At 51.0% G+C, this 18,300-nt stretch carries 14 protein-coding genes; 3 read left to right on the top strand and 11 right to left on the bottom strand.

The genetic code is table 11. The annotated features are described in order from the left end of the window. The first annotated feature begins 2 nt into the window (after positions 1–2). Complete coding sequence (locus DCX48_02810; protein ID QXE13535.1) at positions 3–1,391, top strand: Re/Si-specific NAD(P)(+) transhydrogenase subunit beta; 1,389 nt, start codon at positions 3–5, stop codon at positions 1,389–1,391. A 204-nt stretch (positions 1,392–1,595) separates the two neighbouring features. Here DCX48_02810 and uspE read toward each other — a convergent pair whose 3' ends face one another. The 3 genes from uspE to DCX48_02795 form a co-directional block, all read right to left on the bottom strand. After that, the gene (gene uspE, locus DCX48_02805; protein ID QXE13534.1) at positions 1,596–2,546 is read right to left on the bottom strand and encodes a universal stress protein UspE; all 951 of its coding nucleotides are present in this window, start codon (positions 2,544–2,546) and stop codon (positions 1,596–1,598) included. A 190-nt stretch (positions 2,547–2,736) separates the two neighbouring features. Next, positions 2,737–3,483, bottom strand: coding sequence for a fumarate/nitrate reduction transcriptional regulator Fnr (gene fnr, locus DCX48_02800; GenBank protein ID QXE13533.1), 747 nt, complete (start codon positions 3,481–3,483; stop codon positions 2,737–2,739). Positions 3,484–3,750: 267 nt separating this feature from the next. Beyond that, positions 3,751–4,284, bottom strand: coding sequence for a methylated-DNA--[protein]-cysteine S-methyltransferase (locus tag DCX48_02795; protein ID QXE13532.1), 534 nt, complete (start codon positions 4,282–4,284; stop codon positions 3,751–3,753). A 532-nt stretch (positions 4,285–4,816) separates the two neighbouring features. Between DCX48_02795 and DCX48_02790 the strand changes: the two genes are divergently transcribed. Both DCX48_02790 and DCX48_02785 read left to right on the top strand, forming a co-directional pair. Continuing rightward, positions 4,817–6,112, top strand: coding sequence for a Gfo/Idh/MocA family oxidoreductase (locus tag DCX48_02790; GenBank protein QXE13531.1), 1,296 nt, complete (start codon positions 4,817–4,819; stop codon positions 6,110–6,112). 108 nt (positions 6,113–6,220) lie between these two features. Then, positions 6,221–7,540, top strand: coding sequence for an extracellular solute-binding protein (locus tag DCX48_02785; protein QXE13530.1), 1,320 nt, complete (start codon positions 6,221–6,223; stop codon positions 7,538–7,540). Between the two features lie 66 nt (positions 7,541–7,606). Here the strand turns inward: DCX48_02785 and DCX48_02780 are convergent, their stop codons facing one another. From DCX48_02780 to DCX48_02745, 8 genes are all read right to left on the bottom strand, one after another. Beyond that, positions 7,607–8,131, bottom strand: a complete 525-nt coding sequence (locus tag DCX48_02780) for a superoxide dismutase [Cu-Zn] SodC1 (GenBank protein ID QXE13529.1) — start codon at positions 8,129–8,131, stop codon at positions 7,607–7,609. A 54-nt stretch (positions 8,132–8,185) separates the two neighbouring features. Next, entirely contained in the window at positions 8,186–9,415 is a 1,230-nt protein-coding gene (locus tag DCX48_02775) for a class I SAM-dependent methyltransferase (protein QXE13528.1), read from the bottom strand. Further along, entirely contained in the window at positions 9,412–10,137 is a 726-nt protein-coding gene (locus DCX48_02770; protein QXE13527.1) for a DUF1365 domain-containing protein, read from the bottom strand. The genes DCX48_02775 and DCX48_02770 overlap by 4 nt, the downstream gene beginning before the upstream one ends. Then, positions 10,130–11,398, bottom strand: a complete 1,269-nt coding sequence (locus DCX48_02765; GenBank protein ID QXE13526.1) for an FAD-dependent oxidoreductase — start codon at positions 11,396–11,398, stop codon at positions 10,130–10,132. The genes DCX48_02770 and DCX48_02765 overlap by 8 nt, the downstream gene beginning before the upstream one ends. A 5-nt stretch (positions 11,399–11,403) precedes the next feature. Continuing rightward, entirely contained in the window at positions 11,404–12,120 is a 717-nt protein-coding gene (locus DCX48_02760) for an SDR family NAD(P)-dependent oxidoreductase (protein ID QXE13525.1), read from the bottom strand. Further along, complete coding sequence (locus DCX48_02755) at positions 12,117–12,596, bottom strand: DUF2358 domain-containing protein (GenBank protein ID QXE13524.1); 480 nt, start codon at positions 12,594–12,596, stop codon at positions 12,117–12,119. Before DCX48_02755 ends, DCX48_02760 begins: the two co-directional genes overlap by 4 nt. Before the next feature lie 257 nt (positions 12,597–12,853). Then, positions 12,854–15,316 (bottom strand): virulence factor, encoded by a 2,463-nt coding sequence (locus DCX48_02750; GenBank protein QXE13523.1) that lies wholly within the window; start codon positions 15,314–15,316, stop codon positions 12,854–12,856. Next, positions 15,313–18,300 carry a virulence factor SrfB gene (locus DCX48_02745; protein ID QXE13522.1) on the bottom strand — a complete coding sequence of 996 codons (2,988 nt, stop codon included), beginning with the start codon at positions 18,298–18,300 and terminating at the stop codon, positions 15,313–15,315. Before DCX48_02745 ends, DCX48_02750 begins: the two co-directional genes overlap by 4 nt.

Raw genomic sequence — 18,300 nt, 5'->3', positions numbered from 1 at the left:
ACATGTCTGGTGGATTAGTAACTGCTGCATACATTGTTGCCGCAATTCTCTTTATTTTCAGTTTGGCTGGATTATCCAAGCACGAAACGTCGCAACAAGGGAACATCTTTGGTATCAGCGGGATGGCACTTGCACTGATCGCGACGATTCTGGGGCCTGATTCCGGCAACGTTGGTTGGATCATCGTGGCTATGGCGATCGGTGGGTCAATCGGTATTTATCTGGCGCGTAAGGTTGAAATGACCGAAATGCCAGAGTTGGTCGCTATTCTTCACAGTTTTGTGGGGATGGCTGCGGTGCTGGTTGGTTTTAACAGTTTTCTCGATCATGGTGAAATCACCGACCCGGTGATGGTCAATATCCATTTGACGGAAGTCTTCCTGGGTATCTTCATCGGTGCTGTGACCTTCACGGGTTCAGTTATCGCGTTCGGTAAACTGCGCGGTAATATTTCTTCCAAACCGTTGATGTTGCCTCATCGCCATAAAATGAATCTGGCGGCGCTGGTCGTATCCTTCCTGCTGCTGTTGGTTTTCGTCAACACGGGAAGCGTAGCGTTGCAGGTGTTGGCGCTGATTCTGATGACAGCGATTGCTCTGGTATTTGGCTGGCATCTGGTTGCATCGATTGGCGGTGCGGACATGCCAGTAGTCGTTTCCATGCTGAACTCCTACTCTGGTTGGGCGGCAGCAGCGGCAGGCTTCATGCTGGGCAATGACCTGTTGATCGTGACCGGTGCTTTGGTGGGTTCTTCTGGTGCGATTCTGTCTTACATCATGTGTAAGGCGATGAACCGTTCCTTTTTCAGCGTGATTGCCGGTGGTTTTGGTACCGATGGCGTTTCCACCAGTGAGAGCGAAGAGGTTGGGGAATATCGTGAGGCTTCAGCGGAAGACGTGGCTGATTTACTCAAGAACTCAACCTCGGTCATTATCACACCGGGATACGGTATGGCCGTAGCACAGGCACAATACCCTGTGCATGACATCACTGCAAAACTGCGTGCGCGTGGTATCAATGTCCGCTTTGGTATTCACCCGGTTGCAGGGCGTTTGCCTGGACATATGAACGTGCTGTTAGCCGAAGCGAGAGTGCCTTACGACATCGTGCTGGAAATGGATGAAATTAACGATGATTTCACCGACACCGACACCGTTCTGGTCATTGGCGCGAATGACACCGTTAACCCAGCGGCGCAAGAAGATCCACATAGCCCAATTGCTGGCATGCCAGTGCTGGAAGTGTGGAAAGCGCAGAATGTTATCGTGTTTAAGCGTTCCATGAATACCGGCTACGCTGGCGTACAGAATCCGCTGTTCTTTAAAGAGAACACGCAGATGCTGTTTGGCGATGCCAAAGACAGCGTCGAGGCGATTTTGAAAGCGCTGTAATAAGTGAAAGCCACCTCCTCAGAGGTGGTTTTCGACTGACAACGAAAGGGGCGAATATCGCCCCTTTTTTACATCTCTTTTTTACATCTGAAAATAAGCTTTACTCGTCATACTTTACGCTGCATGTGCGTCGCATAACATTGGCAAAAATAATGCCAGCACTGAGGCTGGCATTATTCGATTCGAACGTGATGAAACATGAGGTCAGCTGTTGTCGCTGTCTTCCTGTGTAATCGGCGAAACGAAGTCATCGGGTTTGATCGCCAACAGGTCGCACTTCAAATGATCGATAACATGCTCGACGGTGTTGCCGATAAAGGCGGCGGAAAGGCCGGTTCGACCCAGCGACCCTAACACCACGACGCCTGCCTGCAAATGCTCCGCCAGGTCGGGAATCACTTCTTCTGGCAGCCCTTTTTCTACGTGCGTCACGCGCTCATCCAAACTAAACTTCTGCCGTAGCGATTTCATGGCAATCAGGTGTTGCCCTCGAATCGCATCGTTGTAGACGCTAGGATCGAAATCAGGCAATTCAATGGCGATATTGATGGGGGTAACCGGGTAGGCACCAACCAGATGAACCTCGGTTTGGTCAACCTGCTGTGCCAGTTCCAGTGTTTCCGATACCAATTTGATATTGAGTGGATCGTGATAAGGATCTTCGCTGGCCAGATTGACCGCAACCAATGCGCGGCCTTCGGCTGGCCAAGGTTGATCTTTTACCATCCATACAGGGCAAGGGCATTTGCGCAGTAATTGCCAGTCTGTAGGGGTAAAGATCACGGCTTCCAGTCGATCGTGCTGATGGGCCATTTTCAAGAGTAGGTCATGTTGCCCGGAAATCACTTCCCGAATAATGGCTTCAAAGGGTTTATTGTGCCAGACCACTTTGATCTCTATCGAAACGCCCGCTTCAAGGTAGTGTTGACACTGTTCCTCAATCCACTCCGTCCGTTGCTGAATAACACCTTGACGCATTTCCACCCGGTCATCGGGGGAAAGCAGAGTCGTCATTTCATAAGAGAAATCATAGATCGGCAGAAATGCCTTGATACGGCCGCCAAGTCGCTGAACCAGGTAAACTGCCCGACGCAGTGCTGGTTGGTCATCCTGATTTGGGTCAATAGCTACCAGTAAATTCTGATACTTTGCCATAGCGCCTCCAAACAGCTGTTATTCCACAGCCTGTAAATCAAGAGTACCGCAATGGGATCTATTTGGACAACAGAGATAAGCCGCAGAATAAAAAAATAAGAAATATCACGAACGACGCGGGCAGGGAGGATAGAACGTTGACGCTGCCACAGTAAAACAGTGGCAGCGTCAAATAGTTAGGCTGGAAAGACTATTTACGTGAAGACCCGGCTAATTCGGAAAGCGCATCAATATTCTCGATCGTGATGTATTTCCCTTTTACTGCCAGTGTACCGCTTTTCTGGAAACGCCCCAGCAGACGGCTGATGGTTTCAACGGTCAGCCCCAGATAGTTACCGATATCACCGCGCGTCATGGTCAGACGGAATTCACGTGGTGAGAAACCACGCTGAGCGAAACGGCGGGAGAGGTTGTAGACAAATGCAGCCAGACGTTCTTCAGCATTCTTCTTCGACAGCAGCAGAATCATGTCCTGATCGCCACGGATTTCACCGCTCATCAGGCGCATCATCTGCTGGCGCAGGTTAGGCATTTTCCCTGAGAGATCGTCCAGCGTCTCGAAAGGGATTTCACAGACCATTGAGGTTTCCAGCGCCTGAGCGAAACTTGGGTGCTGAGCGGTACCGATAGCGTCAAAGCCAACCAAATCGCCTGCCAGATGAAAACCCGTGATCTGCTCGTCGCCTTGCTCGGTGATGGTGTAGCTTTTTATCGTACCGGAGCGGATGGCGTACAGCGATCTCAGCTCATCACCTGCTTTAAACAGCGCTTGCCCCTTCTGGATAGGCTTCTTCCTTTCAATGATGTTGTCGAGCTGATCGAGCTCGTGTTCATTCAGGGTGAAAGGGATGCATAGCTGACTGATACTGCAATCCTGACAGTGGATTGCACAACCGCCAGACTGGATGCGTCGGATAATTCGCTTTTCCGGGATCATAGGCTTTGCTCAGGCAATAATTGATATTGGTCAATTTTAACAGCTTTTATCGGCTGTGATAAGACCGACAATCACCGGAATAGACCAATAAATAGTGAACTAACTATAAATTTTCAATTTTTCTGGGAAATACTTCGATATATAAGTGCCGCGTGGCGATAATATTTTCGTCCATCGCGTTTTCAAACGGTTACACGTTGATTAATCCGAATCACTTACGCTGATAAGCAATTCGGTGAGGCATTTTCTCAGGCCGCAGCGTTATAATTATAACGGTAAACTATTTTGGTGCGGTAAGTAACCTTCATGAGCTAATAGCCACTGTTTACGATGAATCCCCCCCGCATAGCCCGTCAGTGCACCGCCCGTACCGATGACGCGATGGCACGGAACCACGATACTGATAGGGTTTGAGCCATTTGCCATGCCGACTGCACGCGCTGCGCCAGTGCGTCCCAATAGCGTGGCGAGTTCGCCGTAGGTGGTAATCTCTCCGCAGGGAATTCTACGTAATTCCCGCCAAACCTGCTGTTGAAATTCTGTCCCTACAGAAGCAACGGGCAGCGTATCAATAATCGCTAATTCGCCATCAAAATAGCGCTGCAGGCTGTCTGTCAGACCACCGGGATTATGACGTGACTGTAACGAAAAGGGATCATTTCGATAACTGCGATTGAGTGAGCGAAATAAACCGTCTTCATACTCGCGCCACTCGACAGCGCGCAAATGATTATTTTCATCAGCAATAATCAATAACTCCCCAAGTGGGGTAGCCATGGTGTCTTGGAAAAAAGTCTGCATAGTAATTCCTTACGCGCTTGTCGCTTTCCTGCATCTCTATATTAGTTACGTGTCGATTATCCGGCATCGGTCGGCGGATTGAAAATAAAATGCAAGATATGTCACATGATGAAGTGAAGAAAGAGAAAGTCATCACGAACATAGCTCAGCCTTACCCCAACATGGCACGTAAGAAAGCTAATCCCCATTTACTGTGAGGTATGCGGAGATACGTCACGTGTGACATTTTCAATAAAATCAATCACTAAAATAGAAGTCCTCTAATTTATACTTATGAGAGATGGAGCATGCCAATCTTTCTCCTACTGCCAGATAACATCATCACGTGGCAATAATGTGAAGGTGAACTATGTCTATATGCTCTATTTTTTATGACAAAGGCAGGAGAGTGTGGGTATGGCTGTCATGATGAAAATCACTATACCAGCCAGCCCTCAATCGGTATGTACCCGTCAATTCGGTGAAGTTTTTTAGCGTCCTGTTTTATGTACGAATAGCTATGTGCCTACGTTATTTGGAGGAAATACACAGAATGAAAAAGAAATATGCCGTAGTGGGAACGGGGGGGCGTGCAGGCCTTTATCTGGAGTCGATCGCCAGAGATTATCAGGATCAGGGACAATTTGTTGCTTTTTGCGATACAAACCAGACGCGAATGGATTACGCCAACCGTATTGTCCATAAATTTGGACACGATAATGTGGCAACGTATCACGCCGATCGGTTTGAGCAGATGATCGCGGAAACCAAGCCAGATATCGTTATTGTGTCGTCGATAGACCGGACGCATCATCATTATATTATCCGGGCAATGGAATTAGGGTGTGATGTCATCAGTGAAAAACCGATGACGATTGACGAAGAAAAATGTCAGGCCATTATTGATGCGATTAATCGTACTGGACGTAAATTACGGGTGACGTTTAATTATCGTTACGCACCGCATCACAGTAAAGTCCGTGAATTAATTGCCGCAGGATCGATTGGTGAAGTTTATTCCGTTCATTTTGAGTGGCTATTGAATACCGAACATGGGGCAGATTATTTCCGTCGCTGGCACCGTGACAAACGCAATAGCGGCGGGCTGTTGGTGCATAAATCCACGCACCATTTTGACCTGGTCAATTTCTGGCTGAATAGCGAACCGGAAACGGTCTACGCACAAGGCGATTTGCGTTTTTATGGTAAAGCGAATGCCGAAGCGCGTGGTATCACGGATTTCTATTCACGTTCACATAATAGCGCCGCGGCGGAAAACGACCCGTTTGCGTTGCATATGAATCAAAGCGAACAGCTAACGGCTTTATATTTAGACGCCGAACACGAAGATGGTTATTACCGTGATAAAAGCGTGTTCGATGACGGTATTAATATTGAAGATGTACTGGGTGTGATGGTGCGCTATAAGAACAAAGCCATCATGACATACTCATTAAATGCCTATTTGCCATGGGAAGGGTTGAATGTGGTATTTAATGGTAGCAAGGGCCGGTTAGAAATGAAACTGGTAGAAAAGTCTTATGTAAACGGAGGCGGACAAAAAGAGGATGAAGGTGCGCTGAATGAATGTGAAATAAAGATCTATCCGATGTTTGATGAACCTTATGTCGTACCGGTTGAATTTAAATCGGGCGGACACGGTGGCGGCGATCAGGTCATGTTGAACGATCTGTTTGGTACACCGGAACCCGATCCATTACATCGTGCAGCGGATTATCGAGACGGGGCAATGTCTATTTTAACCGGTATTGCCGCTAATCGGTCATTACGCACCGAATTGCCAGTGAAAATAAGCGAGCTGGCCGTTAACCTGAAAAGAGAGAATTAATCAGAGTCTCTGCCATTGGGCAGAAAAAGCTTCCGCATCCGTAGTACCTGTCTGCCCCTAAAAGGGCAGCGGGTGGAAACCTCCGAATACAATTATAAGGGTTCTATTATGGCGAAAACACGGAACACATTATCTCACCTACTCCTGCTCTGTGCTGCTCTCCCTTTGGGTGCGGCATTTTCTCACTCTGCTGACGCTGCCGAAATCCGCATCTCTTGGTGGGGCGGTAATCAGCGACATGAGGCCACGCTGGCTGCAATTAACGCGTTTCAAAAAGCCAACCCGACGATCACCGTCAAAGCCGAATATGCTGGCTGGGATGGTTATCTTTCCCGACTGTCAACACAGATTGCAGGGGGGCAAGAACCTGATGTTATGCGTATTGACTGGAACTGGTTGCCGCAGTTTTCACGCAATGGCGACGGCTTTTATGATTTGAATAAGCAAAAAGACATTTTGGGGTTAGGGGATTTTCCGCCTAACGCTCTGAAAACGGCGGATGTAAAAGGGAAACTGCAAGGCCTCCCGATTTCGATGACGTCCCGCAGTATGATTTACAATAAAACCACCTGGGACAATGCGGGCGTTGCCTATCCGAAAACCTGGGATGAGCTGTTTGCTGCTGGCCCGGTGTTTAAACAAAAACTGGGTGACAGCTACTATCCGCTCGGCGTAGCCCAAGGGGCAAGCGATGTGCTGGATATTCTCACGCTCGGTCGTAGCTATATGGCGCAGAAATATGGCATCGATATGATCGATGAGAAGAAGCAAAGCATCGCCTATAGCCGCGATCAGGTGCGGGAACTCTTCGGCTTTTATAAAAAACTGGTTGACTCCCATGTGATACCCGATCAGCGCTATTTCTCCTCGTTCGGGCGCACCAACGTCTATGAAATCCGTCCGTGGATTAACGGCGAATTAGCGGGTATGTATCTGTGGGATTCTGCCATTTATACCTATTCGAGCAATATGCCGAAAGATGCCGTATTGGAAACTGGGCCGTTTATCACGATGCCGGGCGCTAAAGACTCGGGGCTTACAAGCAAACCGTCCTCACTGTTTGCGATCAGTAAGAACAGCAAACACCCTAAAGAAGCGGCGATGTTGATGAATTTCATGCTGAGTAATCCAGAAGGCGTGAAGGCGCTTGGGCTGCAAAACGGGATGCCAGCCAACCCGAAAGCGCAAAAACTGCTGGAGGATATCGGCGTGATCAACCCCGGTAACCTATTAGCAAATGCCTATCGGGCAGCCGCAGCACAGCCTGAATCGAAGGTGGCTGTTTCACCGTTTATGGAAAATCAGGAACTGGTTCAACTGTGGACGACGAGCCTGCAAAAACTGGACTACGGCAATGGTGAAGTGAATAAGGTTGCCGATGATTTCCTCAGCGGCGCTAACCGTATATTAAAACGCGCCATTCGATAACCAACGATTGTTAACGTGCGATGCCATATCCTTCGCGATATGGCATCGTTATTTTTTCTTCTCGCTTTACTTAATCACACCACACGCCATGCGGGCACCGCCACCACCCAGCTTTGCTGGCATATCCGCGTAGTTATCCCCGCCGACATGTACCATCAACGCGTGATTTTTTACCTCAGACAGTGATTTTATCCGAGGAACCAGAATCGGATAAGTTGACGTACCATCGGCATTAGCCACCAGTCCGGGTAAATCACCTACGTGTCCCTGATCGTCATAAGGTCCAAGGTGTTTACCCGTTTTTTTCGGATCGAAGTGGCCGCCTGCTGCCAGCGCAGGAACCGATTTACCGTCTTGCTCGGCTGGTTCACAGCTGGCATTTTCATGTACGTGAAACCCGTGAATACCCGCTTCCAATCCTTTCAAGTTCGGCGTGAAAAGCAGGCCGTACGGTGTTTCCGTAATGGAGACGTCACCGATACTGCTACCTGCGCCCGTTGGCAGCGCTTCATTCAGTGTAACCGTGGTGCTTGCCGCCAAGGTAGAACAGGAAAAGAACACGCCTGTCAGGATAAGTGCCTTCAGTTTCATTGTCTTTTGCCTCTTAGGATTTGAGTGTAAAGGGTCAAGCGTTCCGCTTTTGGCTCATGGTCTTTCTGCCGTGAGCTGTACTGTGCTGATGGTGCGTGCGCGAAAGCCTGCTTCGCAGTAGCAAAGGTAAAATACCCACAGGCGTTGGAAAGATTCATCAAAACCCTGAGTACTCAGGGTATGCCACTGCTGATGAAAACGCTGCCGCCATTCGCTGAGGGTGCGGGCATAGTCCTGGCCGATATCGAACAGGTCACGGGTGATAAAGTCGGTATGCCGCGTCATGGTGGTGGTCATCGCCGTGACCGAGGGTAGGAAGCCGCCGGGAAAAACATAGCGTTGGATAAAATCCACGTTGCGAGAGTAATGATGGTAGCGTTGGTCGGCGATGGTGATAGCCTGAAGCACCATTCGGCCCTGTGGCTTCAACAATTGCTGGCAGCGTTTGAAGAAGGTGGGCAAATAAGCTTTCCCGACCGCTTCGATCATTTCGACCGATACCAGCTTGTCATACTGGCCGGTCAATGTGCGGTAATCCTGTAGCAGAACCGTCACTTTATGACTCAGTCCAGCTTGCTGAATACGCTCAACCGCGTATTCATATTGCTGCTGTGACAGCGTGGTCGTGGTGACGTGACAGCCATATTCACGGGCGGCCAGTTCGGCCAGTCCTCCCCAACCGGTGCCAATTTCCAGCAAATGATCGGTTTCACACAGCGACAATTGCTCGCAGAGGCGACGCAGCTTAGCGCGCTGAGCCTCTTCGAGTGTCATGTCGGATTGCTGATACCAGGCGCTAGAGTAGAGCATCTCGCTATCGAGAAAACTGCGGTAAAAATGGTTGCCCAGATCGTAATGGGCGGCGATGTTTTTCTGTGCCTGCTGCGGACGATTACGGTGACACCAGTGGATAAACCGATGAAATGGCGCCGTCAGCCAGCCGAAACGCGCTTCAAGCGTATCGATTAGCGCCTGATTCTGCGCCAAAAGCTGGAGGACGAGCGTGAGGTTTGTTGAGCTCCAGTCGCCATCAATGTAGCTCTCTCCGGCGGCGATGCTTCCACCCAGCAATATGCGGCGATAAACGCGAGGATTATGTATCGTGATTTCGCCTTGCAATGTCGCGTGCTGGCCTCCGAAGAGTATCTCATGACCTTCAGGTTCTCGGAGGCGCAAACTTCCTCCGTCTATTCGCCCAAGTAAGGCAAATACCACTTTCCGATCTCGTGTATAGCGAGCGGTATTGTTTGGCTGACGTACCAGCTGTGTTTCCGTCGAACTCATGGGTTGTCCTTCCTTCCAGACTGCGGATGAGGATAAACGGGTGAGCGTTTAATCCACAGTTTCAAAGCCTGCCAATATATGGTGCAGGCGATCTTTATCGTCATTAACGGCAGTGACCAAAGCTGTTTGCGCAGCGCCGCGCGAGTGAGCGGCTGACGGTGCAACAACAGCGTCGCATCAAATTCGCGTCCCTGTCTGTGGTTCTCTATGTGGATCCGCAAACGCTCGACGGGCGGCGTGAGTCGCCAGTGGTAAACCATATCCATCGGGTTAAAAGGAGACACGTGAAACGCCTTGGAAATGGGCGTAGACCCATCGGGGACGACAGCATAAGTATGGCGTTCGTTCCAGGGCGTATTGCGCACTTCTGCCAATAACCAGCGTAGCTGGTTATGTTCATCGTACAAATAATAGAAATTGACCGGGTTGAAATAGCAGCCCAGATAGCGTAGCTGGCACAGCAGCAAGACCTTCCCCGTGAGGCGTTCCCCGGTCAGTTCCGCAATCCGATCCTGTGCTTTGGTTTTGATATCGCCGCCACCTAGGTAATCACCGCGATAGAATGACGCAGGAGCAAAACGTTCCAACGCAATGCCAACGTGCGGCAAGGCGGGGATTTCATCTAAATCGATTAATGCCATGAATAATGCATAGTCAAAACGATGCGTGACGGGAGTGAAGCGCCGATGACGAACCTTGCCCACATACAGTGCGCTATTCATGTTGCACACCTTGTTCGATGTGGCTGACGACGTCCAGCGCGCTTTTTACACCGTCCTCATGAAAACCGTTATACCAGTAGGCCCCACAAAACCAGCTACGATTGTGCCCATTAATGCGTTCGCGCTGCTGTTGATACTCTGTTGTCTGTTGCGTAAATACGGGGTGATGATAAATCGCGCGATGCAATATTTTACTCGGGTCGATATCTTGCTGAGGGTTCAACGAAACACAGAAGGTGGTGGATGAACGAATACCTTGCAGGATATTCATGTTATAGGTGACGGACGCGCGCGAACGGCTAAGCGCCTGATCGACCGGCAGTCGATAATTCCAACTCGCCCATGCCCGTCGGCTATGGGGTAAAAGTCGGGTATCGGTATGTAAAATCACGTGGTTAGGCTGATAATGTATGCCACCGAGAATATGTTGCTCATCGAGTGTACTCGTTTCCAGCAGCGCCAGCGCCTGATCGGAATGGCAGGCAAAAATAATCTGATCGAACCGATGCGCCTGTTCGGCGGTATGCACCGTAACGCCAGCGTCATCACGAATTACCTGGCTGACAGGCGTCTGAAGGTGGATCGTCGCCCGATCGCGGACACGCTCGGCAATGCGCCGCACATATTCTCGTGAACCGCCGGGCACCACCATCCACTGCGGACGATTGACCAAATCCAACAGCCCATGATGGTTGAAGAAGGTCAGGAAAAGCGACAGCGGGAAAAGTCGCATATCTTCAAGCGACGACGACCAGATTGCTGCGCCCATGGGCAAAAGATAGTGCTGAGCAAAGAACGGCGAGAATTTTTCCTGCTGCAATAAATGGCTTAGCGTCAGCCCCTGATAATTGTCGTCAGTCAAATACCGCTTACACACGCGGTTAAAACGCACGATTTCCGCAACGAAGCGATAGAAAGTGGGGCGGAACAGGTTGCTACGCTGGGCAAACAGCGTGTTTAAGGTATGCCCGTTATATTCCAGCCCGGAAACCGGATTACTGACCGAGAAACTCATTTCGGTAGGCTGGCCAGTTAGCCCCAGTTCATCCAGCAGAGCAATGAAGTTTGGATAGGTCCGCTCGTTATAGACAATAAAGCCCGTATCGATGGCGTAGGGCGTACCATCCTGAACCACATCGACCGTTGCCGTGTGCCCGCCCAGATAATCGTTCGCTTCAAATACCGACACCTGAAAGCGATCGGACAACCTGAGTGCGCAGGTTAAGCCAGAAATACCGCTACCAATAATGGCAATCTTCATATTTTTTACCTTACTAAGCGGCTTCCGAGTAGACGTTGCCATGACTGTGGGAGCACAGAAATCAATTTGAGCAATAGCGCAAAGCGTAGAGGGAAGGCGATTTCGCGTTTCTTCTTTGCTAGCCCATGCCGAATAGCATCAGAAGCGTGGGACACGGAAATCAACATCGGCATAGGGAAATCATTACGCGCGGTCAGTGGGGTCTCCACAAAACCGGGCAGGATCAGCGACACGGTGATATTGCGCGCCTGTAAATCCAGCGACAAGCTGCGGGCGAAATAGGCCAGCGCCGCCTTTGAGGCACCATAGGCTTCCGCACGTGGCAGAGGAACGAGGCTAGCGGTCGAACCAACCAGCGCCAGATGACTATGGCTGGCAAGCTGTGGCAATAGCACCGACAGGCAATTTACCGGGCCAATTACGTTGGTTGTCAGCACCCGGCTTATTTTTTCTGCCTCAACGACGCCGTTATCCAGATATTCACAGGTTCCCGCGCTGAGAATCACCAAATCGGCTGTTACGCCCTCCAACGCCTGACGCGTGTCATCTAAATTCGTCATGTCAAATGCCACAGTGCGAATGGCTGGGGAGGTGGCAGTCAATGCGTGAAGCCGTTGCTCATCGCGCCCGCAGGCGAGGACGTCCCAGCCGTCTCTGGCATAATCCAGCGCCAGCTGTTGACCGATTCCAGAACTGGCGCCGGTAATCAACACGCGCTTCATGTTTTAAGTCTCGACTTCAGATAGTTGATTAACGAGCCGAGCAAGGGAACATGCTGATAAAGCATCGCACCCATGTCGTAATAATCACGGTGGTAGATAACTTTATTGTCGGCAAAGAGCAGATGGCTACAGCCTGCGAGCATCAGCGGCGCATTACGCTTTAAGGACGGATGCGCATAATGCATCGTCCAGAACATCGTCGCACCGCCGCGAAAGGTATGAATATCGGAGATATCGAACCGACAATAACTCAAATTTTCGAGTGAATGGGAAAAGTTACGATGTAAAGCACTCAACCCATGATGGCTAGATACGGGATCGATAAAATGAATATCTTGATGATAAATTTCACCCAGCTTCGCTAACCCCTCGGTTGTCAGTTGTTGATAGAATTCCCTTATTTTCAGCAAAATAGGTTCGTACTCGCCATTTTCTAGCGAGAGATCGCCTTCCTCGCGCGCTTTTTCTATCGTCATAACCACTCCTGTTAAGGTCACCCATTCCCACGCGGTGGAAATGGCTAGCAGAGATAGAGGAACTCAACGCTTATTAATTGAAAGTCATATACTTAGGTATAGATTGAATCCACGATTCGTCAAATAAGATTTTGAGGAGTAACAACAGAAGATAAACACATTAGGAGAGGGAATGTTGCAGAAAAAAGGAAACATGACGTGAGTTTTAGTGACAATGTCACGTCATGTTTCTTACATCGACAGCGGCAGACTGAACGTTATTTCTCAGCGGGTTTAATCAGCGCCAGAATTGTGCCAAGTTGCTCGCGTTGTTCAGCGCTGACTTCTCTCGCAGCGGAGTAGCCCGCGTTCTGGATAATCATCTCATTCAGGCCAACCAGCCAGTCATAGATATAAAACGCCGTATTGTTGGTAGGCGTGAGCGAGAGTTTGGTTAAGCGTTGTGAGGCCCCAAAGCTGACCGACTGTTTTTCCGGCTTGGCGAAAATCTTATGGCCGCGATTGATGCGGCTGGCAGGGCGCAGAGATTCATCAAGCTGCTGGAAGCCGAGCCAGGCGACAAAATCGCCGAGAATGGTCAGCACGCGTGAAACCTGACGGTCGGCTTTATTCTCGCGGTTGATGCCCAATTGTTCACCATCGACCAACATGTCGACCAGCGCTTCTTCGATACGTAAACGGATGCTGCCAGTAATCAATTCTTCGACCAGCATTTCGATCGTTGATTTCGGCACGTTCAGCAGATCGAGAAGCGGAGCATTTTCCGGCAAGCCGCGCAGGTAGTTAATCCAGTAACGATAAACGCCGTGCGCATAGTCCGCCTCATAGCCATGATCGATCGTCAGAATGGGCATTACAGGTTGATCGATAGCGATCGGTTCATCGGCGAACAGATCGATTTCGATCCCAACGCCAAACGGATCGCTATTGGCTAAGGGGGCAGAGAGGTCTTCCGCATCGGTGTGGAAACCGCCGTAGCTTGCCCCTTTCTGTTGCAGATAAAGACGGCGTAGCTCATCACGCGAGGGCAGAAGCCGTTCCAGCAGTTCGCCGTGCACGCCAGTGCGGGTCTGGAGCGATTTAAGCAAGGTTTCTGCGATGCGCTGTTTTTCCGCTGGATCGTCAACATCAACAGGCAGATACCAGTTACCTAACAGGTTATCGCTGAGTTCACGTTGGATCTCGTTCAGCTGTTCGCTGATGCGCCCCAGTTTTACTTCTCGGTGAACTTCAGTCCCCAGCCAGGTTGCCATCCGTGTTACACCACGTTTATCCATGGCTAGCATCGTTCCCCAAGCGTCGCCGGGATTACCGACATAGCGCTGTACCGCGGCATCGTAGTTTTGCCCGTGTGTAATACGGCGATCGTGACGGGTAACCGCCCAAATCAGCCCCGGTTTACGGTGGCTACGAACCTGTGCGTTTTCACCCTGAGTCTGTTTGACCCAGTGATCCAGCGCTTTGCCGACCACTTTAACGTCAGCACGATCGCCAGCGGCGCTGCATACCATCAGAACGTTCATTTCCTGATTATCGGTATAGCGTTCCAGCAGATAGGCGCGTTTCGCACGTAATAGCGTGTGCGCCAGCGGATACAGCGTGTTTTGACCTTTTGCTGGTGGCGCAGCCCGCGTTTCGCGAACCTCACCAAAACCGGGGAAATCCAGCACATCGACCTGCTCGAATAGCGCTTCTTTAGGAGGCGATTGTAGCGGGATAAGCAACTCCGCCGTCAGCATCGTTAACTCCGCCAGCGAGAGTTCTGCTGTTTTCCCCGCGCGGCCGTTTTGAACCGGGCGTACCAGCACGCTGGGATCGTCGGTACTGTGCAATCGCTCCAACGCGGAACCGTCGACCAGACCGTCTGCGGGATTTAACTCATCATCCACCAGTGTCCGTAACGGTGCTAATAACTTACTTGCACCAGACAAGTGTTGCAGCGTGTGGTTGAAATGGCGATACGCGGAGGTCAGCGAATTCAACTCTCCCCACAGTACGGAGAAAAGCTGGGCGCGGTCATCTACGGTGAGATAAGGTGCTAATTCAACCGCAACTGGCCAGAAGTGCGCTTCGAGCTGTTTTTGCCGTTTAACATCGTGGCGCACGAGGTAGTCCCAGAGTTCGACCACTTCATCGCGACTCATCCCTTCAACGGGTTCTGGCTGGCGGTGCATCAACAGCGTTTTAATGTGCTCGGCGATATGGCGTTCATCCAGCTCTTCAAACGTTGTCTCTTGGTTGAGATCGTTCAAAAAAGCGTTAGCCATGATCTTGCCGATATCCAGCTCGCTGAGGAGCTGCAACTGAACGGGAAACGATTTGTTCTTCACGCCCGACTGTCGGCTAAAGCGCGTAACGAGCGCGGTGGCTCGGTCAGATGGGTTAATGTGATCGACAAAATCCAGCTGTTGCCCCTCAAATGAGGTTTCCAACTTACCGTTTTCTCCCCCAGCCAGCGACGAGATAAGATAGCTTTTCCCAGCCTGAGACAGGCCAAAAAAACCGATAGCAATCTCTTTCTGCGCTACATCGGACAAGTGCTGCGCTTTATTGTGGTTGCGGCGCAGTTTAACGATCAGACGGTCGGCTTCAATATCCAGACGCGGGGCGTTCTGACGTGTGGTTTCAACCCAGCCGATGGCCTGTTCAACACCTTGCGCGACCGCCTGTAGCTGGCCGTGAAGTCGGGTGGAAAGCTGTTTAGGCGTTAGTCGTTTCATTTTTTAAATACACTCCCACTATCGATCCAATAATGGGTCGCTCCTGAACCGTTAGCGGATAATGTGTTTAATTTAAGTCGTAAATGATGAGGTGGAACGCGGGTGCCGTCTTCCAATACTGCATCGGCAATCTCAAAACGCTCAGGGCTGTCTTGATCGTCGCCTTTCGTCACAGCCAGTCGGACGCGCAGCTTACTGTCGCCGACGACCTTACGGGCCAAATCCTGATCGACAATCGATAGCATATAGAGTGAAGAGGCGGGCCAGCGTTCGTTGTCCAACTGACGGAAGCCGAGGCAGAGAGAACCACGCACCTGGAAGCTGTGTTTCGGATCAAGCACGAAATCCGGCGCATCCAGATCGATATCGCTGTAATACACATTATCCAGCGTCAGTGCGTTGCTGCTGTCCATCATGCCGAGATAGCGCACAGTAGAGTACGGCTGGAAATCACCGACCTTAAAGTAAAAGCCCGGCAGACGCAGATCGAGCGCCAGCAGGCACAGCATCGCGCCAACGGCAGCGGTGGATTTCGGGTTATCGATGCGCCCACGTTTGTTAAACGGATACCAATCATTGGTGTGATAGCCATCCAGTGACAGCATTCGGTTAATCGGCAGCGGTTGCAGGTGGCGGAACAGCGCCTGAATCCCAGGGAAGCGTGAAGGGCGACCAGTGAGTAGCAGCACATCGCACGAATACAGCGACACGACTTCAGACATCAGGCGCAAATTCTGCGTGATGTTCATTTTGTTAGACAGGAATTCGCCGTGCAGCTTGTTCAGTTTGAGGATGAGCGGCACCTGTAAAATATCGAATACGGTATCGCTAACGGGCAATTCGCGCTGCACTTCCGTATTGATGTATTCCAGCACTTTTTCCGTCGGCGCCTGTTCCAACAATTCACCAAAGGTGGATTCAATCTCGGCGCTGGTGTCCAGCGGATCAAAGCGCTCGTAGGCTTCCAGAATCGCGCGACCGATTGGAATGAAGACCTGCAACGTCACCTGCTGGCGCAGCGTAAGCTGCGCATCCATACGACCTTCATTGCCGAACAACTTCGCCATCAGCGCATCTGGGCTGGCCATTCCTGCGGTTTTCAGCGCGGCCTGTAGCGCGGGGAGGATATAAAGCTGAATCACATCCAGCAGGATGTCGTCACCTGCGACCTTAAAGCCTTCGCGGAACAGCAGGCGTGGAATGATTTTAACGTTGTTACCGACACCGTCATCGAGCAAATATTGCGTAATGGCGAGGTCGGTAGTACCGCCGCCAATATCGATTGAGGCAATGCGCAGCGTTTTTCCTGCGGGCTCACCCTCGTCGAGTTCTTTATCCGGGCGAGCCATGCTGGCAAAGAAATCTTCCGCTCGGCCACCAAAGTTCACCTGCGCTTCGTTATACAGGTAAACCATCTGCCCGCATGTCGCTTCGTCCCATTCAATCTGTACTTCAGGCACGGGAACCCGGCTCTGCTGTTTGTCGGCTAGCGTGGTGAAATCCTCATCCATCGGATGCCAGTCCATCGCTTTCCAGACCAGCGCAATGGCTTCATGCATCCGGCGGCGGAAAATTTCACGCTCAGGCTTCGGCATCGCGGAAGGCAGCGTCAGAATGATGTTGCGCAGTTGGCGCGGTGCGCTGCTGTGGATCATCTTCGACCGCTGGGCGGCGCTGTTCATCTGCATGAGCGCCTGAGCCAGCAGTTCGGAGAGCATGAAAGTCATGATCGAGCTGCGGCTATAGTGCGGCGAAAATACCGGTAAACGCTCATCCAGCGGCTGGTTGTAGAGCGGTTGACCTTCATCATTCAGCATGATGGTCAGCGGCATGGCAGTGGCTAATGGTTCAGTTTGTGAATGTGCGTCCGTCTGGCTAAAACGCCAGCCAGGTGCATAGCTTTCTTCGTCCCACAGGTAACGACGCGGGCTGGAAATTCCGCTCGATCCTTCCGTTCCCTGACGCAGCAACGCCATGTGGCTGGCTTCACGTCCGACGCGAGTGATTGACGGCCAGATGAAGGCGTCATCACGACCGCTTTCTACGGAGAAGTTTTCCTTGCCGAACTTCGCCTGTGAAAACTCAACACGGCTCTCAAACAGTTCGTTATACAGATAATGCGGCTCACTCAGATCGCGCAGTTGCAGCTCATAGGTCTGCTTCAGGCCGTTGCTTTCATCGGCATGATCTTCTACCAGAATACCGCAGGTGTGCGAGTTACCGACGTCCAAAATCAGGTCAACGTTGACGGCTGGCTCCTGCAATGTGCTGGTGTTGATACGGATTTCCGGTATCTCAAGCTGGTTGCCCAGCATATCCAACACGTTCAGGTAATGCGCCTGATATTCGAATCCCCTGAGTGCCACTTTCACATCATGGCTGTCGCGTTTTTCCTGCGCTTTAACCTGCTGAGTAAATATTTCACGCAGCCAGCCGTCGACCCAGGTTTCATCGAGAAATTCACCCAGTTCATCGCTGTGATAGGCCAACGCGAAATTCCCACCGGTTTTGATGTCATTGGCATTAGGCGCCAGCGACTCGTATTCGTGACCTTCTGGGTAGGTTTTGGTATCGAATGCCAGACAAATGCGGTGTGTATTGCCGTCCTGATCGGGCGTATCCAAAGCCAGGATCCGCATCCGCGCCCAGTTATCCGGCCCACCCATAAAGGTACGTGGCGGATTGAAGCGGAAGAAGGGCAACGGCAGCCAGATGTTCTCCAGCAGCTTCAGCGATTGATCAAGCGAAGCACTTAACTCGGGCTTGACCACTTCCGGTGGCATACCCGTTGCAGAAGGCAGCAGGTATTTGTCCGTGTGTTCATCGTAAAGCAGGTGCAGCAAGGGGCCGTTGGCGCTTTTACGCACATAACGGTTAGGCTGTTCAGCCGAAAACTGTGGCTTTAACGCAAAATCCAAAAACTGAATTCCGCTGTCCTGAATCAACGTAATGCGTTGTTTATAATCGGTAATCGTCGCCAGCAT

The organism is Pectobacterium atrosepticum (assembly GCA_019056595.1).
GTDB classification, from domain to species: domain Bacteria; phylum Pseudomonadota; class Gammaproteobacteria; order Enterobacterales; family Enterobacteriaceae; genus Pectobacterium; species Pectobacterium atrosepticum.
Note: the sequence above shows the minus strand (reverse complement) of the source record. Positions and strands in the feature narration are given on the sequence as shown.

Excerpts from the sequence above, each read along its gene's own strand:
- fnr (QXE13533.1), bottom strand. The coding sequence starts at position 3,483 with ATGATCCCGGAAAAGCGAATTATCCGACGCATCCAGTCTGGCGGTTGT.
- DCX48_02775 (QXE13528.1), bottom strand. The coding sequence starts at position 9,415 with ATGAGTTCGACGGAAACACAGCTGGTACGTCAGCCAAACAATACCGCT.
- DCX48_02765 (QXE13526.1), bottom strand. The coding sequence starts at position 11,398 with ATGAAGATTGCCATTATTGGTAGCGGTATTTCTGGCTTAACCTGCGCA.
- DCX48_02750 (QXE13523.1), bottom strand. The coding sequence starts at position 15,316 with ATGAAACGACTAACGCCTAAACAGCTTTCCACCCGACTTCACGGCCAG.
- DCX48_02770 (QXE13527.1), bottom strand. The coding sequence starts at position 10,137 with ATGAATAGCGCACTGTATGTGGGCAAGGTTCGTCATCGGCGCTTCACT.
- DCX48_02790 (QXE13531.1), top strand. The coding sequence starts at position 4,817 with ATGAAAAAGAAATATGCCGTAGTGGGAACGGGGGGGCGTGCAGGCCTT.
- uspE (QXE13534.1), bottom strand. The coding sequence starts at position 2,546 with ATGGCAAAGTATCAGAATTTACTGGTAGCTATTGACCCAAATCAGGAT.
- DCX48_02755 (QXE13524.1), bottom strand. The coding sequence starts at position 12,596 with ATGACGATAGAAAAAGCGCGCGAGGAAGGCGATCTCTCGCTAGAAAAT.
- DCX48_02795 (QXE13532.1), bottom strand. The coding sequence starts at position 4,284 with ATGCAGACTTTTTTCCAAGACACCATGGCTACCCCACTTGGGGAGTTA.
- DCX48_02760 (QXE13525.1), bottom strand. The coding sequence starts at position 12,120 with ATGAAGCGCGTGTTGATTACCGGCGCCAGTTCTGGAATCGGTCAACAG.
- DCX48_02810 (QXE13535.1), top strand. The coding sequence starts at position 3 with ATGTCTGGTGGATTAGTAACTGCTGCATACATTGTTGCCGCAATTCTC.
- DCX48_02785 (QXE13530.1), top strand. The coding sequence starts at position 6,221 with ATGGCGAAAACACGGAACACATTATCTCACCTACTCCTGCTCTGTGCT.
- DCX48_02745 (QXE13522.1), bottom strand. The coding sequence starts at position 18,300 with ATGCTGGCGACGATTACCGATTATAAACAACGCATTACGTTGATTCAG.
- DCX48_02780 (QXE13529.1), bottom strand. The coding sequence starts at position 8,131 with ATGAAACTGAAGGCACTTATCCTGACAGGCGTGTTCTTTTCCTGTTCT.